Annotated in this window: 14 protein-coding genes; 1 reads left to right on the plus strand and 13 read right to left on the minus strand. The window is 72.8% G+C overall.

Going from position 1 to position 18037, the window contains the following annotated elements; genetic code table 11:
- Positions 1-107 precede the first annotated feature (107 nt).
- The 12 genes from VM95_RS18935 to nrdR all read right to left on the minus strand — a co-directional run bounded on the left by VM95_RS18935 (position 108) and on the right by nrdR (position 14588).
- On the minus strand, positions 108-1079 hold the full coding sequence (locus VM95_RS18935; protein WP_244178844.1) for a carbohydrate ABC transporter permease: 972 nt from the start codon (positions 1077-1079) through the stop codon (positions 108-110).
- Positions 1076-2098 carry a carbohydrate ABC transporter permease gene (locus VM95_RS18940; protein ID WP_045698338.1) on the minus strand — a complete coding sequence of 341 codons (1023 nt, stop codon included), beginning with the start codon at positions 2096-2098 and terminating at the stop codon, positions 1076-1078. The genes VM95_RS18935 and VM95_RS18940 overlap by 4 nt, the downstream gene beginning before the upstream one ends.
- Before the next feature lie 132 nt (positions 2099-2230).
- Positions 2231-3616 (minus strand): ABC transporter substrate-binding protein, encoded by a 1386-nt coding sequence (locus VM95_RS18945; RefSeq protein WP_045698339.1) that lies wholly within the window; start codon positions 3614-3616, stop codon positions 2231-2233.
- Between the two features lie 275 nt (positions 3617-3891).
- Positions 3892-5106 (minus strand): cytochrome P450 family protein, encoded by a 1215-nt coding sequence (locus VM95_RS18950; protein WP_045698341.1) that lies wholly within the window; start codon positions 5104-5106, stop codon positions 3892-3894.
- Positions 5107-5230: 124 nt separating this feature from the next.
- Positions 5231-6469 (minus strand): cytochrome P450, encoded by a 1239-nt coding sequence (locus VM95_RS18955; protein ID WP_045698343.1) that lies wholly within the window; start codon positions 6467-6469, stop codon positions 5231-5233.
- The gene (locus VM95_RS18960) at positions 6466-7200 is read right to left on the minus strand and encodes a GTP-binding protein (RefSeq protein WP_045698345.1); all 735 of its coding nucleotides are present in this window, start codon (positions 7198-7200) and stop codon (positions 6466-6468) included. The genes VM95_RS18955 and VM95_RS18960 overlap by 4 nt, the downstream gene beginning before the upstream one ends.
- On the minus strand, positions 7181-7549 hold the full coding sequence (locus VM95_RS18965) for a DUF742 domain-containing protein (RefSeq protein ID WP_045698347.1): 369 nt from the start codon (positions 7547-7549) through the stop codon (positions 7181-7183). The genes VM95_RS18960 and VM95_RS18965 overlap by 20 nt, the downstream gene beginning before the upstream one ends.
- Complete coding sequence (locus VM95_RS18970; RefSeq protein ID WP_045698350.1) at positions 7546-7986, minus strand: roadblock/LC7 domain-containing protein; 441 nt, start codon at positions 7984-7986, stop codon at positions 7546-7548. The genes VM95_RS18965 and VM95_RS18970 overlap by 4 nt, the downstream gene beginning before the upstream one ends.
- Positions 7983-9758 carry a sensor histidine kinase gene (locus tag VM95_RS18975; protein WP_052707444.1) on the minus strand — a complete coding sequence of 592 codons (1776 nt, stop codon included), beginning with the start codon at positions 9756-9758 and terminating at the stop codon, positions 7983-7985. Before VM95_RS18975 ends, VM95_RS18970 begins: the two co-directional genes overlap by 4 nt.
- A 306-nt stretch (positions 9759-10064) precedes the next feature.
- A complete protein-coding gene (locus VM95_RS18980; protein ID WP_045698351.1) occupies positions 10065-10829 on the minus strand; it encodes an SDR family oxidoreductase in 765 nt (254 codons plus the stop codon).
- Between the two features lie 167 nt (positions 10830-10996).
- Positions 10997-13885, minus strand: coding sequence for a vitamin B12-dependent ribonucleotide reductase (locus tag VM95_RS18985; RefSeq protein ID WP_045698352.1), 2889 nt, complete (start codon positions 13883-13885; stop codon positions 10997-10999).
- A gap of 205 nt (positions 13886-14090) precedes the next feature.
- Complete coding sequence (gene nrdR, locus VM95_RS18990; protein WP_045698354.1) at positions 14091-14588, minus strand: transcriptional regulator NrdR; 498 nt, start codon at positions 14586-14588, stop codon at positions 14091-14093.
- A gap of 529 nt (positions 14589-15117) precedes the next feature.
- On the opposite strand from nrdR, the gene lexA reads away from it, so the two are divergent.
- Entirely contained in the window at positions 15118-15813 is a 696-nt protein-coding gene (gene lexA, locus VM95_RS18995; protein ID WP_208615482.1) for a transcriptional repressor LexA, read from the plus strand.
- Positions 15814-15911: 98 nt separating this feature from the next.
- Here lexA and VM95_RS19000 read toward each other — a convergent pair whose 3' ends face one another.
- Positions 15912-18032 carry an ATP-dependent DNA helicase gene (locus VM95_RS19000; RefSeq protein ID WP_078860148.1) on the minus strand — a complete coding sequence of 707 codons (2121 nt, stop codon included), beginning with the start codon at positions 18030-18032 and terminating at the stop codon, positions 15912-15914.
- Positions 18033-18037: the final 5 nt, after the last annotated feature.

The following is an 18037-nucleotide window of genomic DNA, read 5'->3' on the forward strand; positions in this document are numbered from 1 at the left end:
CACGCGTACGGCCGGGCGGGGAGCAGCGCCCTCCCCGGCCGGCCGTACGACGTGCACGCCCCCACGCCGCGCCCCACCCCGGCTCCCCACCCCACCCCCGCCGTCCGTCAGCCCTTCACCGAGCCGGCCAGCAGCCCGCGCACGAAGTACCGCTGCAGGCTGAAGAACACGACCAGCGGCACCACGATCGACAGGAACGCCCCGGCCGTCAGCAGCTCCCACCGCCCGCCGAAGGACCCGGACAGCTGGGCCAGCCGGACCGTCATCGGCGCCACCTCCGGGGTGCCGCCCGCGAACGTCAGCGCGATCAGCAGGTCGTTCCAGACCCACAGGAACTGGAAGATCGCGAACGAGGCCAGCGCCGGCGTGCACAGCGGCAGCACGATCGAGCGGAAGATCCGGAAGTGCGAGGCGCCGTCCACCACCGCCGACTCCATCAGGTCGCGCGGCAGCTGGGCGATGAAGTTGTGCAGCAGGAACACCGCCAGCGGCAGCGCGAACATGGTGTGCGCCAGCCAGACCGGGGCGTAGCTGCCCTTCAGGTCCACCGCCGGGACCAGCGTCAGCGAGCCCAGGTGCGCCCCGCCGGAGAACAGCCGCAGCAGCGGGATCAGCGCCATCTGCAGCGGCACCACCTGCAGCGCGAACACGGTGAGGAACACCGCGTCGCTGCCCCGGAACCGCACCCAGGCCAGCGCGTACGCGGCCATCGCCGCCAGCGCCAGCGGGAACACCGTCGCGGGGACGGCGATCGCCAGCGAGTTCACCAGGTAGGGCATCAGCCCGGTGGAGACGCCGGAGCCGCCCTCGAACAGCACCGTGTGGTAGTTGCCGAGGCCGAAGTCCGGGTGCAGGAAGGCGTTCCACCAGCCGTCCGCCGTCACGTCCTGCTTGGGGCGCAGCGAGGTCACCAGCAGGCCGACCGTCGGGATCGTCCAGAGCACCGTCACCGCGATCACGAACGCCGAGGCCAGCGGACTGCTGAAGGCCTTCCGCACCGAGCTCGCCCCCCGGGGCGCGCGCACCCGGGGCGCGGCCTCCCGGGGCGCGTCTTCCCGGGTCACCTGAGGCGTGTTCACCGCACCTCACGCTCCTTCCGCAGCTGGACGATGTTGTAGGCCACCAGCGGCAGCACCGCGAGGAAGAGCAGCACCGCGAGGGCGCTGCCCCGCCCGTCGTTGAACTGCACGAAGGACTGCGAGTACATCTCGTTGGCGAGGACCTGGGTGCCGAAGTTGCCGCCGGTCATGGTCCGGACGATGTCGAAGGCCTTCAGGGTGATGATCATGACGGTGGTCAGCACGACGATCACGGTGGTGCGGATCATCGGCACGGTGACGTACCAGAACAGCCGCAGCCCGCTCGCGCCGTCCAGCCGCGCCGCCTCCACCACCTCGGACGGGATCGCCTTGACCGCCGCCGACAGCACCACCAGGGCGAAGCCGGTCTGCACCCAGACCATCACCGCCATCAGCAGGAAGGTGTTCAGCGGCTGCGACAGCATCCAGTTCGGCGGGTCGTCCCAGCCCACGGCCGCGGCGAGCTGGCTGAGCAGGCCGATCTGCCGCTGCCCCGGCCCGAGCCACTCGTAGACGAACTTGAAGATGATCGAGGCGCCGACCAGCGAGATCGCCATCGGCATGAAGATCAGCGCCTTGTACACCGCCTGGCCGCGCATCCGGTCCATCAGCAGCGCCAGCGCCAGGCCCAGGCCGGTGGCGACCAGCGGCACGACCACCAGCCACTCCAGGGTGGTGAGCAGCACCTTCCGCACCGACTCGGTGGTGAAGGCCCAGCCGAAGTTCTCGCCGCCGACGAACCGGGAGCCGTCGTCGTTGTGCAGGCTGAGGTAGAGCGTCCGGATCAGCGGCACCACCACGCCGACCAGCAGGAGCAGCACGGCCGGGCCGAGGAACACCAGCACCGCGAGCGGACGGGCCAGCCGGCCGCGGGCCCGGCCGGCGACGAAGAACACCACCAGCAGGATGCCGAGGAAACCCGCGACGGCGCCGACGGTGTTGCCGAACTTGACCGCCGCGTCACCCCAGGCGCCGGTGGCGAGCGCGGCGGTGGGAGGCGGTGAACCGGGTACGGGCATGGCGGTGCGCCCCTTCGCGTTCGAGTCGGGGGAGGAGGGGCGGGCGGTGCGGGTGGGTGGCCCCGCACCGCCCTCGGCAGGTGGTCGTGGCGCCGCCGGACCCGCGGGCCCGGCGGCATCCCGCCCGGCCGGCTACTGCGGCCAGGCGGCGTCGATGTCGGCGGCGGTCTTCTGGATCGACTGCCCCTCGGCGAACCAGGCGGTCAGCGACTTCCACTCCTGCCCCGCGCCGACCGCGGCCGGCATCAGGTCGGAGCCGTCGAAGCGGAAGGTCGCGGCCGGGTCGGTGAGCGCCGCGGCCGAGAGCTGGTCGATCGGGTCGGTGTACAGGCTCTTGTCCACGCCCTGGTTGGCCGAGACCCAGCCGGTGGCGGTCTTCACCCGGCTGCTCGCCCAGTCCGCGCTGGACAGGTAGTTCTGCACCGCCTGCACCTCGGGCCGGCTGGAGAAGGCGGCCAGGAACTCGCCGCCGCCCTCGACCGGGTTGGGGATCGACGGGTTCACCGCGGGCAGGTGGAAGGCGAACACGTCGCCGTCCGGGCCGACCTTGGTCCCCTTGGGCCACTGCGCCTCGTAGAAGGACGCCTGCTGGAGCATCGCGCACTTGCCGGTGAGGACCGGGGCGCCCGCGTCCTGGAAGGTGGTGGTGGCGATCGACTTCACGTCGCCGTAGCCGCCGTTGACCCACGCCGGGTTCTGCATCCAGTCGGCGACGGTCTTCATCGCCGTGGTGATCTTCGGGTCGGAGAACTTCACCTGGTGGCCGACCCACTGGTCGTACACCTCACCGCCGTACGTGCCCAGCACCACCTCCTCCAGCCAGTCGGTGGCCGGCCAGCCGGTGGCGGTGCCGGAGGCGATGCCGCCGCACCACGGCTTGGCGCCGCCCGCCTTGGCGATCCGGTCGCTGAGCGCCGTCAGGTCGGCCCAGGTCTTCGGCACCTCGTAGCCGGCCGCCTTGAACGCCCTCGGCGAGTACCAGACCAGCGACTTCATGTTGGCGCTCATCGGCGCCGCGTAGAAGGTGCCGTTGACGGAGCCGTACGTCTTCCAGACCGGGCTCCACTTGTCCTGGTTGGCGACGGTCCCGTCCGGCGGCTTCACCACCTTGCCGCTCTTCACCATCTGCGCCAGCAGGCCCGGCTGCGGGATGATCGCGAAGTCCGGCGTGTTGCCGCCGGCCACCCGGACCGGCAGCTGGGACTCGAAGTCGTTCGACCCCTCGTAGCTGATCCTGATCCCGGTGCACTTGGCGAACTCGGCCCAGGACTTCTCCAGGTGGTCCGACTCCGGGCTGAGGATGGAGGCGAACATCGTCACCGTGGTGCCCGAATGCCCGGCGTACGGCTGGTACTTGGCGCAGTCGCCGGTCAGCGTCGCGGCGGCGCCGCCACCGCCGCCGGAGCTGTCGGAACTGTTGGAGCAGGCCGCGGTCAGGGCCAGTGCCGCCAGCAGGGCGGGCACGGCGACCCTGCGGCGGCGGGAACTCGGGTGCGGCGCGGTCGGGTTGAGGGTCAACGCGGTCCTCCTCGCCAGGGCGTGCTGCCGGCTGTGGACTGAACGACATTGCGCTGTACGGAAGATGGGCGTACGGGGATCGCGGGCGAGCGGCGGCCGAACCGATTCGACGACGGTAGCCCAGCCCTCGGCCGCCGTCGAGGTCCGTGGTCGACCTTCATCCACCGGTGCCCGGACCGTGACCGCCGGAAACCCCCGAACACACCAACGGCCCCACCCGGAACCGGGCGGGGCCGCCGAGCCGGCGACGGCTCGGAAGATTCGGTACGGACGGCTCAGTACAGCCGGACGGGCAGCTCCAGCAGGCTGTTCACCACCATCGACGGACTCGGCCGCAGCTCGCCGTCCGGCACCGCCAGGGACAGCTCGGGGAAGCGCTCGAACAGCGCCGGCAGCGCCACCCCCGCCTCCAGCCGGGCCAGCGGCGAGCCCGGGCAGACGTGCGGGCCGTGGCCGAAGGACAGGTGGCGGATCGGATCCCGGGTGACGTCGAACAGCTCGGCGGTCACGCCGTGCTGCAGCGGGTCCCGGCCGATCGCGTTGTACGAGACCAGCACCGGCTCGCCCGCCGGGATCACCACCTCGCCGACCGGGATGTCCTCGGCCGCGAAGCGGAACAGGAAGTTGCTGGTCGGCGGCGTCCACCGGAGCGACTCCTCCACCACCGCGTCCCAGGACACCTGCCCCGAACGCACCAGCGCCAGCTGGTCCGGGTGCGCCAGCAGCGCCCGGACGGCGTTGCCGATCAGGTTCACCGTGGTCTCGTGGCCGGCGGCGATGATCACCCGCAGGGTGGCCGCCGCCTCCGCGTCGGTCAGCGCCCCGCCCTCGGCGTCGGCCGCCAGCAGCGCGCTCGCCAGGTCCTCGCCGGGAGCCGAACGGCGCTGCGCCACCAGGTTGTTGACGAAGGCGTTCAGCCCGGCGACGGTCGCCTGGATGCCCTCCGGGTTCGGCTTGATGCCGAAGAACCGCTCGTACAGGTCGCGCAGCGTGCCGTGGTCCGACTCCGGCACGCCCAGCAGCGAGCAGATCACCGTCATCGGCAGCGGGAAGGCGAAGGCGTTCTTGAGGTCGACCACCGACTCCCCGGCCGCCAGGCCGTCCAGCAGCGCGCGGGTGACCTCCTCGACGCGCGGGCGCATCAGCTCGACCCGGCGCGGGGTGAACGCCTGGGCCACCAGCGCCCGCAGCCGCCGGTGCTCGGCGCCGTCCGTGGTGACCATGCTCGGGCCGGGCACCGCGAGCCCGATCAGCGGCCAGGTCCGCGACACCTCGCCGCGCTGGTAGGCCGCCCAGTGCCGGGCGTCCTTCACCAGCCGGGCGTCGGTGAGCAGGTCGCGGGCGGCCGCGTGCCGCGTCACCGCCCAGGCGGCCACCCCACCGGGCAGCACCACCGGCACCGCCGGGCCGGCGGCCCGCAGCAGGGCGCCCTCGGCGGCGTTGTCGCGGGCCAGCGGATCCAGGGCGATCGGGGCCGGGGCGGCGGTCATCGGTGACTCTCTTTCGAACGTGCGAACTCGAACAGTGTTGACGATCAGGCGCTCACGATCAGGCGCTCACGGCCGGGCGGAGCGGGGCCGACGCCACCGGCCGGGCGGTACCGGCCCGGCGGAGCTACTGGCCCGGGGTGAACGCGACCGGCAGCGCGACCAGCCCGCGCACCCAGGCCGACGGCCGCCACACGAGCGCGTGCTCGGCCACCGCCAGCCGCAGGTCCGGAAGCCGGTCCAGCAGCACCTCGATCGCGGTGGTGGCGATCACCTCGGCCGCCTCCTGCGCCGGGTACGGGCAACCGTGATCGCCGTACGAGTAGCTCATGTGCGCCCGGTTGCCCTCGGCGGGGCGGCCGTCGGCCTGCCGCACCAGCGGGTCCCCGTTCGCCCCCGCGTAGCCGAGCAGGAGCATGTCCCCGGCGGCGATCCGCTGGCCGCCGAGCTGGGTGTCCTGGGTGGCCCAGCGGCCGGCGAAGATCTGGACCGGCGTGTCCTCCCAGAGCACCTCGTTGAGCGCCTGGCCGATGCTGCGCCGGCCGCCGGCCAGCGAGGCGGAGAAGCGCTCGTCGGTGAGCATCAGCCGCAGCGCGTTGGAGATCCAGTACGAGCTCGGCTGGTGGCCGGAGATCAGCAGCACCCGCAGGTCGCGCATGACCTCCTCGTGGTCCAGGCCCGCCGGGTGGGCCAGCATCCGCGAGGCCACGTCCTCCCCCGGGAACTCGGCCTTCGTCCGGACCACTTCGAGCATCAGCTCCAGCAGCCGCTGGGCGGCGGCCGGCGCGCCCGCTCCGCCGTCCAGCATGGTGAGCACCGCGTCGACCAGCTCGGGCGCCCGCTCCTCGTCCAGCCCGAACACCCGGCACAGCACCAGCAGCGGCATCAGGTGGGCGTACTCGGCGACCAGGTCGGCCTCGCCGCGCCCGGCGAAGCCGTCGATCAGCCGGTCCGCGATCTCCTCGCCGTGCTTGCGCAGCTCGTAGGCGTCGATGCCGGCCAGCGCGTCGGTGACCGCCCGGGAGCGGCGGACGTGCTCCTCGCCCTCGGTGTAGAGCATCGACGGCACCGGGGCCATCATCGGCTTCAGCGGCCAGTCGGCGGGGATCGACTCCCACAGGCGCCAGCGGCTGGAGTCGCGGCCGAACAGCTGCGGCTGGCCGGTGACCAGCTGCAGCTCGCGGTAGCCGATCACCAGCCAGGCGGGCACGCCGCCGGCCAGCTCGATCGGGGCGACCGGGCCGTGCGCGGCGCGCAGCTCGCGGTAGAGCTGGGCCGGGTCGGTCTGGAAGCGCGGCCCGTACAGCGGCGTGGCGCCGGCGTGCGCCGGGCAGCCCGGCGGCGGGGTGGCGGCGGGCTCGGTCACGGGGTGCTCTCCTCGTAGATCGCGTCGGGTGCCCCGGCGGAGGCGGCCGGCGTCAGGACGGCCGATTCCGGGACGACCGGCTCCGGGACGACCGGCTCCGGGACGACCGGCTCCGGCGCGGCCAGGGCGGCCTCGTCGGCCCCGGCGAGCGCGGCCAGGTGGTGGACCAGGTGGATCAGGACCCGCTTGCCGGAGTCGCGGTCGCGGGCGTCGCAGTCCACCAGCGGGACCTCGGGCGACAGATCCAGCGCCTCACGGACCTGCTCCAGCGTGTGGGTCGGCTCGCCGAAGTTGTTGCGGGCCACGATGAACGGGGTGCCGTGGTGCTCCAGCCGGTCGATCGCGTACCAGGAGTCCTCCAGCCGCCGGGTGTCCACCAGGACGACGGCGCCGAGGGCGCCGCTGAACAGGCGGTCCCAGAGGAACCAGAAGCGTTCCTGCCCGGGCGCGCCGAACAGGTACAGCACCTGGCGCTCGGAGAGCGTGATCCGGCCGAAGTCGAAGGCGACCGTGGTGGAGCGCTTGCCGTGCAGGCCGGCCGGGTCGATGCCCTCCCCCGCCCGGGTCATCACCTCCTCGGTGTTCAGCGGGCGGATCTCGCTGACCGAACCGACCAGCGTGGTCTTGCCCACGCCGAAACCGCCGACCACGACGATCTTCAGCGCGTTGTCGGCCGTCGCCCGCAGCGGGGTGCGCGCCGCGGGCCGGGGGTCAGAGCCGTTGGAGGCCATGCAGCACCTGCTTCAGCGTGTCGAGGTCGGGCAGCCGGGCCTTGTTCGGCGCGAACCTGGGGTGCCGGGCGGTGACCGCCCCGGACTCCAGCAGGTCGCCGAGCAGGATCTTCACCACCGAGATGGGCAGCGACAGCTCCGCCGCCACCTCCACGACGGCGGTCGGGGCCTCGCACATCCGCAGGATCCGGACGTGCTCGGACTGCATCCCGGCCGCCGGCCGCCGCTCCGCGACGATCAGGGTGACCAGGTCGAAGGCGTTCTCCGGCGAGCGGCTGCGGCCGCCGGTGATGGTGTAGAGACGGTCCGGGTCGTCGTCACGGCCCGGCAGCACCGACCCGGCCGTCATATCCCGGCGCTCTCTCGCGCGGCGCCGTCCGCCGCCTCCGCAGCTCGGGCGGGCGCGCTCAGGTGGACGCCGATCTGCTCGATCAGGCCGTGCATGTTGTGGCCGACCACGCCCACGTCCGCCTCGTCGTCCGTGACCACGGCCAGGTGCGCCCCCTCGCCGGCCGCCACGATGCACAGGATGCCGCCGTGGAACTCGGTCATCGACTGCCGCACGCCGCCGCTGCCGTCGCCGAACTCGATCGAGGCGCCGTGCGCCAGGCTCTGCAGGCCGGAGGCGATCGCGGCCAGCTGGTCGGCCTGGTCGGCGCTCAGCCCGGCGGTGTGGCACAGCTTGAGGCCGTCCGCGGAGAGCACCAGGGCGTGCCGGGCACCGGGCGTCGCCGCCAGCAGGTTCTCCAACAGCCAGTCGAGGTCACGGTCGGTGGCGCTGCTCATTCGGAATCCTTCTCGGTGACGGGGGAGGCGTCGGGCGTGGTGTCGGGGTCCGCGGTCGGGGCCACGGCGGGTGCGGCCGGCAGGGCCGCCTTGCGGAACGCGCCGAACCGGGCGGCGGCGCCCGCCGGGCCGGTCCGTACGGGCTTGACGGCCGGGGTCGCCGCGCGTGCGGTGGTGGCGCTCAGGGTCTGGCCGCGACGGCGCTGCGGCAGGCCGCTGTCGGTCACCCGGGTGGGCACGCCCTGCGCGGGCACGGCGGGCGCGGGCGCGGGCGCGGCGGGTGCCGGTACGGCGGGCGCCGGTACGGCCGCGGCGGGTGTGGCGGGCGTGGCGGCCGGCGTGGGGAAGCCCGGCAGCGGGGTGGGGGCGGCCGGCAGCGGGGTGGGCGCCGGGCGGGCGGGGGTGAGCGCGGGGCGCGCGGATTCGACGACCGGCGCGGGGGCCGTGGCGGGCGCCTGGGTCAGGTGGGTGATCAGCTGCTGCGGGATCAGCATCACCACCCCCGTGCCGCCGCGCGCGGACGGCCGGAAGGAGACCTGCAGCCCGTGCTTGCGCGCCAGCACGCCGACCACCGCGAGGCCCAGCCGCGTCCCGGCGGAGAGCGTGGCGAGGTCCAGCGGCTCGGCGGAGACGGCCTGTTCGGCCCGGCGCAGCCAACTCTCGCTCAGGCCCAGCCCGCTGTCCTCGACGGTGACCGCCAGCCCGGCCGGCACCTCCTCGACGTAGACGTGCACCTCGGCCGGCGGGGCGGAGAAGTTGGTGGCGTTGTCCAGCAGTTCGGCCAGCGCGTGCATCACGCCCTCGGCGGCGAACCCGGCGACCGCGGCGGTGCTGGCGTTGTGCAGCCGCACCCGCTGGTAGGCGCCGATCCGGCCGAGCGCGCCGCGCAGCACTGATTCGACGGCGATCGGCTTGGCCCAGCGGCGGCCCGAGCGGGCGCCGGTGAGCACCGCGATGCTGTCCGCCATCCGGCCCGCCTGGGCGGTCGAGTGGTCCAGCCGCAGCAGGTCGCCGAGGACCTCCTCGTCGTGCCGGTGCTGCATCTCGCGCAGCTCGGCGTGCATGCTCGTGGCCAGCGCCTGCACCCGCCCGGCGGCGGTCGCGCACACCGCGAGCGCGGCGGCCCGCAGGCGCTCGCCCCGGCCGACCTCCTCGCCGACCGCGCGCAGCAGCGCGTACTGGGGGTGCTTGCGCTGGGACGCCAGCGCGCTGTCCACGGTCGCGCCCCCGCGGAGCTTCTTCACCACCTCGGGCAGCACGCCCTCGGCGATCCGGTCCAGCTCGGCGCGCTCGGCCTCGACCCGCGCCCGGAAGTCCTCGGCCGCCGCCCGTTCGGCCTCGAACCCGGCGCGCTCGGCGTCGAAGCCGGCGCGCGCGGCCGCGGACTCGGCCCGTACCCGGTCCAGCTCGGCGCGCGCGGCGTCCCGTTCGGTCAGCGCGGCGGCCGTGCGCTCGGCGGCGGCCCGCTCGGCCTGCCGGGCGGCGTCGGCCGCGGCCAGCGCGGCCCGGGTCGCCTCCTGCTGGGCGGCGAGCTCCCCGGCCAGTCGGCGGGAGCGCTCGGCGCCGGTCGCCGCGAGGCCGACCGCGATCAGCCAGAGCACCGCGACGGCGGCCACCGCGACGCCGGTGAGCGGCTGGTGCGCGTTCAGGGCCCGGCCGATCCCGACCGGCGCGGCGACCAGCGCCAGCAGGACGGCGGCCGCCGTGACGGCGGCGGTGCGCGGTGCGGGCCGTCGCTGCGGCCGACCGTCTGGGCTGGTGGCTTCTCTCATCGGTGCGGTCCTCGGCAACGTCGGCGGGCGGCGGCGCGGGCGGCGGGCGGCGACCGTGCCGCCGCCGACAGCTGGGCGGGCGCATACGAGACCGCCCGGCGGCGTCGCGAAACGTTTCCGGGCGGCTGATCGGTTCACGCTTTCGGCCGATCATATCGATTCAGACATTGCCCTCAAGCCGCCAGTTGACGGTCAATCTCCTTCATTCACACCGACTCCACCGCACAGCGACCTCCTCCCCCCTTCCGGGCTCCCGCGTTCAGGCCAGGGCCGGCCCCGCACACGGGGCGTCACCTGCGACGACCCTCAGCGATCGAACCGCTCCGCCAACGCCTCCTCGAAGCTCCCCACCCCCACCGCACGCTCCGGCGCCGTCAGCCCGCCGGCCCGCAGCCCGCGCCCGACCGCCCCCGGCAGCCGCAGCGGCACCCGCACCCGCCGCCGGCCCGCCGCCCGCAGGTACGCCTCGGCCAGCTCCCGGTACGGCCGCGCCCGCGGCCCGCCCACCTCCGGCGCGAACCCGGCCGGCTCCTCCCCCACCAGCGCCGCGACCGCCGCGGCCACCTCCCGCACGTCCACCGGCTGGATCCGCACGCCGCTGAGCACCGGGAACACCGGGAGCTTCGCGCTGACCGCGAACACCTTCAGCAACAGGTCGTGGAACTGCGTCGCCCGCAGCACCGTCCACCCCAGCCCGGATTCCCGCACCACCCGCTCGCAGGCGAGCTTCGTCCGGTAGTACGCGAGCGGCACCCGGTCGATCCCGACGATCGACACGTAGACCAGGTGCCGCACCCCGGCCTCCCGGGCCGCCCTCACCAGGCGCCGGACGCCCTCGACGTCCTTCGTCCCCTGGGTGGTCGCGCAGTCCACCACCGTCTCCACCCCGGCCAGCGCCTCGGCGACCCCGGCCCCCGTCACCAGGTCCCCGACCGCCCACTCGACCCCGTCGCCCCCGGCGCGCGCCCGCCGGCTCAGGCCCCGCACCGCGAGCCCGCGCTCCACCAGCAGCCGCACCACCTCCCGGCCCAGCGTCCCCGTCGCCCCGGTCACCAGCACCGTGCCCGTCACCGCACCACTCCTCTCGGGAAATGCCTTCACCCGTCCTGACCGACCAGCGGCCCCGACCGTGACATCGGCCTCTCCGGGAACGCGGAAAAGCGGGGCGAGGACCGTGAAGTCCTCGCCCCGCTTCAGGGGTTCACCTCAGCAGGTGAACACCCGGGGTCGGCGTGCGATCAGCTGCAGCCGCTGGTGGAGCCGCAGCCCTCGCAGAGGTAGCAGGAGCCGGCGCGGCGCATCTTGGTGCCGCAGGAGAAGCAGAGCGGCGCGTCGGCGTTGAGGCCGAGCTGGATCTCCATCAGCTCCGTGGAGTTGTGGGCCTGCTTCGGGGCCGCCTTGGGCGCCTCGACGGCGGCCGGGGCGACGGGCTTGGCCGCCACCGGGGCGGACTGGGCCAGCGACTCGGTGTCCAGCTCCTCGGCCTCCAGCGGCTCGTACGAGCCGGTCTCCAGGTGGCGCGTGCGCTCCTCGACGGAGTGGATGCCGAGCGCGGAGCGGGTCTCGAACGGCAGGAAGTCCAGCGCCAGGCGGCGGAAGATGTAGTCGACGATCGACTGCGCCATCCGCACGTCCGGGTCGTCGGTCAGACCGGCCGGCTCGAAGCGCATGTTGGTGAACTTCGAGACGTAGGTCTCCAGCGGCACGCCGTACTGCAGGCCGACCGAGACGGCGATGGAGAAGGCGTCCATCATGCCCGCGAGGGTCGAACCCTGCTTGGACATCTTCAGGAAGACCTCGCCGAGGCCGTCGTCCGGGTAGGAGTTGGCCGTCATGTAGCCCTCGGCGCCGCCGACCGTGAAGGACGTGGTGATGCCGGGACGGCCCTTGGGCAGGCGCTTGCGGACCGGGCGGTACTCGACGACCTTCTCGACCGTGGCCACCGGGGCGGCCGCGGTCTCCTCGGCCTTGGCCTCGGAGTCCTTCTTCTTGGCCGACAGCGGCTGGCCGACCTTCGAGTTTTCGCGGTAGATGGCGAGCGCCTTGACGCCCATCTTCCAGGCCTCGAAGTAGATCTCCTCGACGTCCTCGACCGTCGCGCTGGAGGGCATGTTGACCGTCTTGGAGATGGCGCCCGAGATCCACGGCTGGATCGCGGACATCATGCGCACGTGCCCCATCGGCGAGATGGAGCGCTCGCCCATCGCGCAGTCGAACACCTCGTAGTGCTCGGCCTTGAGCCCGGGCGCGTCCACCACGTTGCCGTGCTCGGCGATGTGGGCGACGACCGCCTCGATCTGCTCGTCCTGGTAGCCGAGGCGCTTGAGGGCGCGCGGGACGGTGCCGTTGACGATCTGCATCGAGCCGCCGCCGACGAGCTTCTTGAACTTGACCAGGGCGAGGTCGGGCTCGACGCCGGTGGTGTCGCAGTCCATCATCAGGCCGATGGTGCCGGTCGGGGCGAGGACCGAGGCCTGGGCGTTGCGGAAGCCGTTCTCCGCGCCGAGGCGCACGACGTCCTGCCAGGTCTTGTTGGCCGCGAGCCAGACCGGGGCGTCCAGGTCGTCGAAGGAGACGGCGTCCAGCGAGGCGTCCGCGTGCTGCTTCATGACCTGCCGGTGCGCGGCCGCGTTGCGGGCGTAGCCGTCGTACGGGCCGACGACGCCGGCGAGCTCGGCGCCGCGGCGGTAGGCGGTGCCGGTCATCAGCGAGGTGATGGCGCCGGCCAGGGCGCGGCCGCCCTCGCTGTCGTAGGCGTGGCCGGTGGCCATCAGCAGGGCGCCGAGGTTGGCGTAGCCGATGCCGAGCTGGCGGAAGGCGCGGGTGGTCTCGCCGATCTTCTCGGTCGGGAAGTCGGCGAAGCAGATGGAGATGTCCATCGCGGTGATGACCAGCTCGACGACCTTGGCGAAGCGCTCGGCGTCGAACGAGTCGTCCTCGCGCAGGAACTTCATCAGGTTGAGCGAGGCGAGGTTGCAGCTGGAGTTGTCCAGGTGCATGTACTCGGAGCAGGGGTTGGAGGCGTTGATCCGGCCCGACTCCGGGCAGGTGTGCCAGTGGTTGATCGTGGAGTCGTACTGGATGCCGGGGTCGGCGCAGGCCCAGGCGGCCTCGGCCATCTTGCGGAAGAGCTTCTTCGCGTCGACGGTCTCGATGACCTCGCCGGTCATCCGGGCGCGCAGGCCGAATTCGGTGCCGTTCTCGACGGCGGTCATGAATTCGTCGCTGACGCGGACGGAGTTGTTGGCGTTCTGGTACTGGACGGACGTGATGTCGTCGCCGCCGAGGTCCATGTCGAAGCCCGCGTCGCGCAGGGCGCGGATCTTCTCCTCCTCCTTCACCTTGGTCTCGATGAAGGCCTCGACGTCCGGGTGGTCGACGTCGAGCACGACCATCTTGGCGGCCCGGCGGGTGGCGCCGCCGGACTTGATGGTGCCGGCGGAGGCGTCGGCGCCGCGCATGAAGGAGACCGGGCCGGAGGCGTTGCCGCCGGAGGACAGCAGCTCCTTGGAGGAGCGGATGCGGGAGAGGTTGAGGCCGGCGCCGGAGCCGCCCTTGAAGATCATGCCCTCTTCCTTGTACCAGTCGAGGATCGACTCCATGGAGTCGTCGACGGACAGGATGAAGCAGGCGCTGACCTGCTGGGGCTGCTTGGTGCCGACGTTGAACCAGACCGGCGAGTTGAAGCTGAACACCTGGTGGAGGAGGGCGTGCGTCAGCTCGTGCTCGAAGATCTCGGCGTCGTCCTTGGACGCGAAGTAGCCGTGCTTCTCGCCGGCGGCGCGGTAGGTGAGCACCACGCGGTCGATGATCTGCTTGAGGCTCCACTCGCGCTGCGGGGTGCCGACCGCGCCGCGGAAGTACTTGGACGTGACGATGTTGACGGCGTTGACCGACCAGAAGTCGGGGAACTCGACGCCGCGCTGCTCGAAGTTGATCGACCCGTCACGCCAGTTGGTCATGACGACGTCGCGCCGCTCCCAGCTGACCGCGTCGTACGGGTGCACGCCAGGAGTGGTGTGGATGCGCTCCATCCGGAGACCGCCCTTCGGGGCCGCCTTGGCGCCCTTCGCCGCGGCCTTCTCGGACTTCGACCCGCGTGCGGAACCGCTCGTGGTGTCTGTCACTTCTCGCTCCTCCTCCTGGGCAAACGCCCGAAGTGCCCCGAAAAATCCGGGCACCGCTGGTTCGTTCTTCCGGTGTGCGGGCAGGCGGAGACCTCGCCCGCTACGCACGGTTTGTAGTGTTTCGCGCCCCGTTTTCGGACGCACGGGGGCCCCGCGGGGCCGATGGTGGTGCGGAAGGGCCCGCGAGGGGCCCGGTGCACGCCTCCTAGGGCGCGGCGGCGGGAACGGACACGCAGGTCTCGTCCGCCTCGACGAGGGGCCGCTCGGCGCGGAGCTCCGCGATGGCGGCCTCGAAGTCCTCCAGCCCGTCGTACGCCTGGTAGACGCTGGCGAAGCGCAGGTAGGCGACCACGTCCAGGTCCTTGAGCGGGCCGAGTATGGCCAGTCCGACGTCGTGGGTGGTCAGTTCGGCGTTGCCGCTGGCGCGCACGCACTCCTCGACCCGCTGGCCGAGCTGCGCGAGGGCGTCCTCGGTGACCGGGCGGCCCTGGCAGGCCTTGCGGACGCCGGTGATGACCTTCTGCCGGGAGAACGGCTCGGTGACCCCGCTGCGCTTGATGACCATCAGCGCGGCGGTCTCCACGGTGGTGAAGCGTCGGCCGCAGTCCGGGCACTGCCGGCGGCGTCGGATCGAGCTGCCGTCCTCGGTGGTCCGGCTGTCGACAACGCGGCTGTCGGAGTGCCGGCAGAAGGGGCAGTGCACCTGAGAGATCCCTCCCTGGCAGGACGTGCGGACCGGTCGAGTCTATGCGATGTGCCCGGGGCATCGGCAAGCTGATCATGCGCCGTGACCACTAGTACTGGGCACGGAGAGGAGAGTAGCCACTACATCTAGGTCTGCGGGGGAAGCGACACCCCTGGCGTGTCGGCGCCGATTAGACTTCCGGAGTCGCGTTCGAGTCGAACATTTAATCGATGTACAACAAAGCCTTGATCGAGTCAGCCAACTCCCGAATAATTCACTCGAACGTGTGTTTGGCGCAACCTTTCGATAGGAGGTGCGTTGGGCTGGAAAAAGGAGAGGACAGCCGTCGAGAGGGGCCGCCGTGAACACGATCGAAAGCAACACCATCCCGGTGCAGGAACACTCCCAGTTCAAGGTGGGGCAGCGCACCACGAATCAGCAGGGTGTCGACATCAGCATGGACCGTAGTGAAGACCACCGCCTGACCGGCGCGGCCCTCTCCGGCGCCGGCCGCGTCCCCGACCAGCCGATCGAGCACTCCGCCGCGATGGACGAGACCCATCCCTCCCCGGCCCGCGCGCTGCCCGGCCGTCCCCCCGGGATCCGCACCGACGAGGCCGGCCTCACCGAGCGCCAGCGCCGGGTGATCGAGGTCATCCGGGATTCCGTCCAGCGCCGGGGCTACCCGCCGTCCATGCGCGAGATCGGCCAGGCCGTGGGCCTGTCCAGCACCTCCTCGGTCGCCCACCAGCTGATGGCCCTGGAGCGCAAGGGCTTCCTGCGCCGGGACCCGCACCGCCCGCGCGCCTACGAGGTCCGCGGCGTCGAGGTGGCCCGCCCGAACACCGCCGAGACGGCCGGCCGGCCCTCCACCTCCTACGTGCCGCTGGTCGGCCGGATCGCCGCCGGCGGGCCGATCCTCGCCGAGCAGACGGTCGAGGACGTCTTCCCGCTGCCGCGCCAACTGGTCGGCGAGGGCGAGCTGTTCGCGCTCACCGTGCGCGGCGACTCGATGATCGAGGCGGCCATCTGCGACGGCGACTGGGTCACCGTGCGCCGCCAGCCGGTCGCCGAGAACGGCGACATCGTGGCCGCGATGATCGACGGCGAGGCCACCGTGAAGCGCCTCAAGCGCGAGGACGGCCGGATCTGGCTGATGCCGCACAACCCGGCGTACGAGCCGATCAACGGCGACAACGCGACCATCCTGGGCAAGGTCGTCGCCGTCCTGCGCCGCCTCTGACACGCTCCCGGACACCGAGGAACCGGGAAGGGGCTCCACCGCGTCAGCGGGGAGCCCCTCCGGCGTGTCCGGGAAGGCGGGCCCGGGAAGGCGGGCGGTCAGCCCCGCTTCGCCACCGGCCGCACCGGCGCCGCCGAGGCGTCGATCGCCGCCAGCGAGCGGCGCACCTGGTTGCGGTCCGTGGTGTACCAGAACTCCGGCATCGAGGACCGGAAGAAGCTCCCGTACCGCTTGGTCTCCACCCGCGGATCCAGCACCGCCACCACGCCCCGGTCGTCCGCCGCGCGCACCAGCCGGCCCGCGCCCTGCGCCATCAGCAGCGCCGCGTGCGTCGCCGCGACGGCCATGAAGCCGTTCCCGCCGTGCTGTTCGACGTCCTTCTGCCGGGCGCTCATCAGCGGGTCGTCCGGCCGCGGGAAGGGGATGCGGTCCATCACGACCAGCTGGCAGGCCGAACCCGGCACGTCCACGCCCTGCCAGAGCGAGAGCGTGCCGAACAGGCAGGTGGTCGCGTCCGAGGCGAACTCCCGGATCAGCTCGCCCAGGGTGTCCTCCCCCTGGAGCAGGATCCGGTGGTCCAGCCGCTCCCGCATCGCCTCGGCGGCCGCCTGGGCGCCGCGCATCGAGGAGAACAGGCCCAGCGTGCGCCCGCCGGCCGCGCCGATCAGCTCGGCCAACTCGTCGAGCATGTCCGGCCGTTCGGGATCGCGCCCGGGGTCGGCGAGGTGCTTGGCGACGTACAGGATGCCCTGCTTGGGGTACTTGAACGGCGAGCCGACGTCGAGCCCCCGCCAGTACGGGACGGCCTCCTCCTCGGAGCCGGACGAGAGGCCGGGTTCGGGGTTGTCCCCCGGCGTGCGCTCGTCCGGCAGCCTGGTCTCCTTCGGCAGGCCGAGCGAGCCGGCCACGCCGTTGAAGTCCCCGCCGAGCTTGAGGGTGGCCGAGGTCAGGACGACCGAGCGCTCCTTGTACAGGCCCTCGCGCAGCAGCCCGGACACGCTCAGCGGGGCGACCCGCAGCGAGGCGGTGCCCAGCCCGTAGCGGTCGCTGCGCTCGATCCAGACCACGTCGTACTCGGAGTCCTCCAGCAGCCGCTCGGCGGTCTCGTGCAGCGTCTCGGCGGAGGCCATCGCCTGCTTGCGCACCGCGTCCTCGTCGCTGAGCCCCTTGTCCCGGGTCTCGCCGAGCGAGGTGATCACCTGCCGGGAGGCGTCCCGGATCGCGGTGACGGCGTACGCCAGGTACTCGGGCAGTTCCTCGACCCGGCCGGGCTGGGCGGTCTCCATCAGGCCGTGGTAGTTCTCGGCGGCGGCCTGCAGCGCGTCGACGGCCTTCTCGTTGGCCAGCCGCGCGGCCCGCTTCACGGCCCGGTTGACGGCGCCCACGGTCAGCTCGGCGGTGGCCGCGCCGGTGACCCGGTTGACCAGCTCGTGCGCCTCGTCGACGATCAGCAGCCCGTGCTCGGGGAGCACCGGCGCGCCCTCGATCGCGTCGATCGCCAGCATCGCGTGGTTGGTGACCACGACGTCCGCCAGCTTGGCCCGCTCCCGGGCCTTCTCCGCGAAGCACTCCTGCCCGTACGCGCAGCGGGTGGCGCCCAGGCACTCCTTGGAGTTGACCGACAGCTGCGCCCAGGCCTTGTCCGAGACGCCGGGGCTCATGTCGTCCCGGTCGCCGGTCTCGGTCTCGTCGGCCCAGTCGCGCAGCCGCAGCACCTCCTGCCCGAGCTTGCCGGTGGGCCCGCCGAGCGCGTCCACCGGGTCGAACAGGCCCTCGCCCTCGTCGCTCGGGGTGCCCTCGTTGGCCCGGTGCAGGCACAGGTAGTTGGAGCGGCCCTTGAGCATCGCGAACAGCGGGCGGCGGCGCAGCACCGGGTGCAGGGCGTCCACGGTGCGCGGCAAGTCCCGTTCGACCAGCTGGCGTTGCAGCGCCAGGGTGGCGGTGGCGACCACCACGCGGTCTCCGTGGGCGAGCGCCGGCACCAGGTAGGCGAGGGACTTCCCGGTGCCGGTGCCGGCCTGGACGAGCAGGTGCTCGCCGTGGTCGACGGCGTCGGCGACGGCCTCGGCCATCCTGACCTGGCCGGGGCGCTCCACCCCGCCGACGGCCTCGACCGCGGCGTGCAGCAGTTCGGGGATGCGCGTGCGCGGGACGGCCGCGGCCTCCTCGGCCGTGGCGTCGCCATCGGCCGGGAGCTGGGTTTCGGAGTCGTTCGTCATGACTC

The sequence above is a fragment of the Streptomyces rubellomurinus genome (assembly GCF_000961885.1).
Lineage (GTDB): Bacteria > Actinomycetota > Actinomycetes > Streptomycetales > Streptomycetaceae > Kitasatospora > Kitasatospora rubellomurina.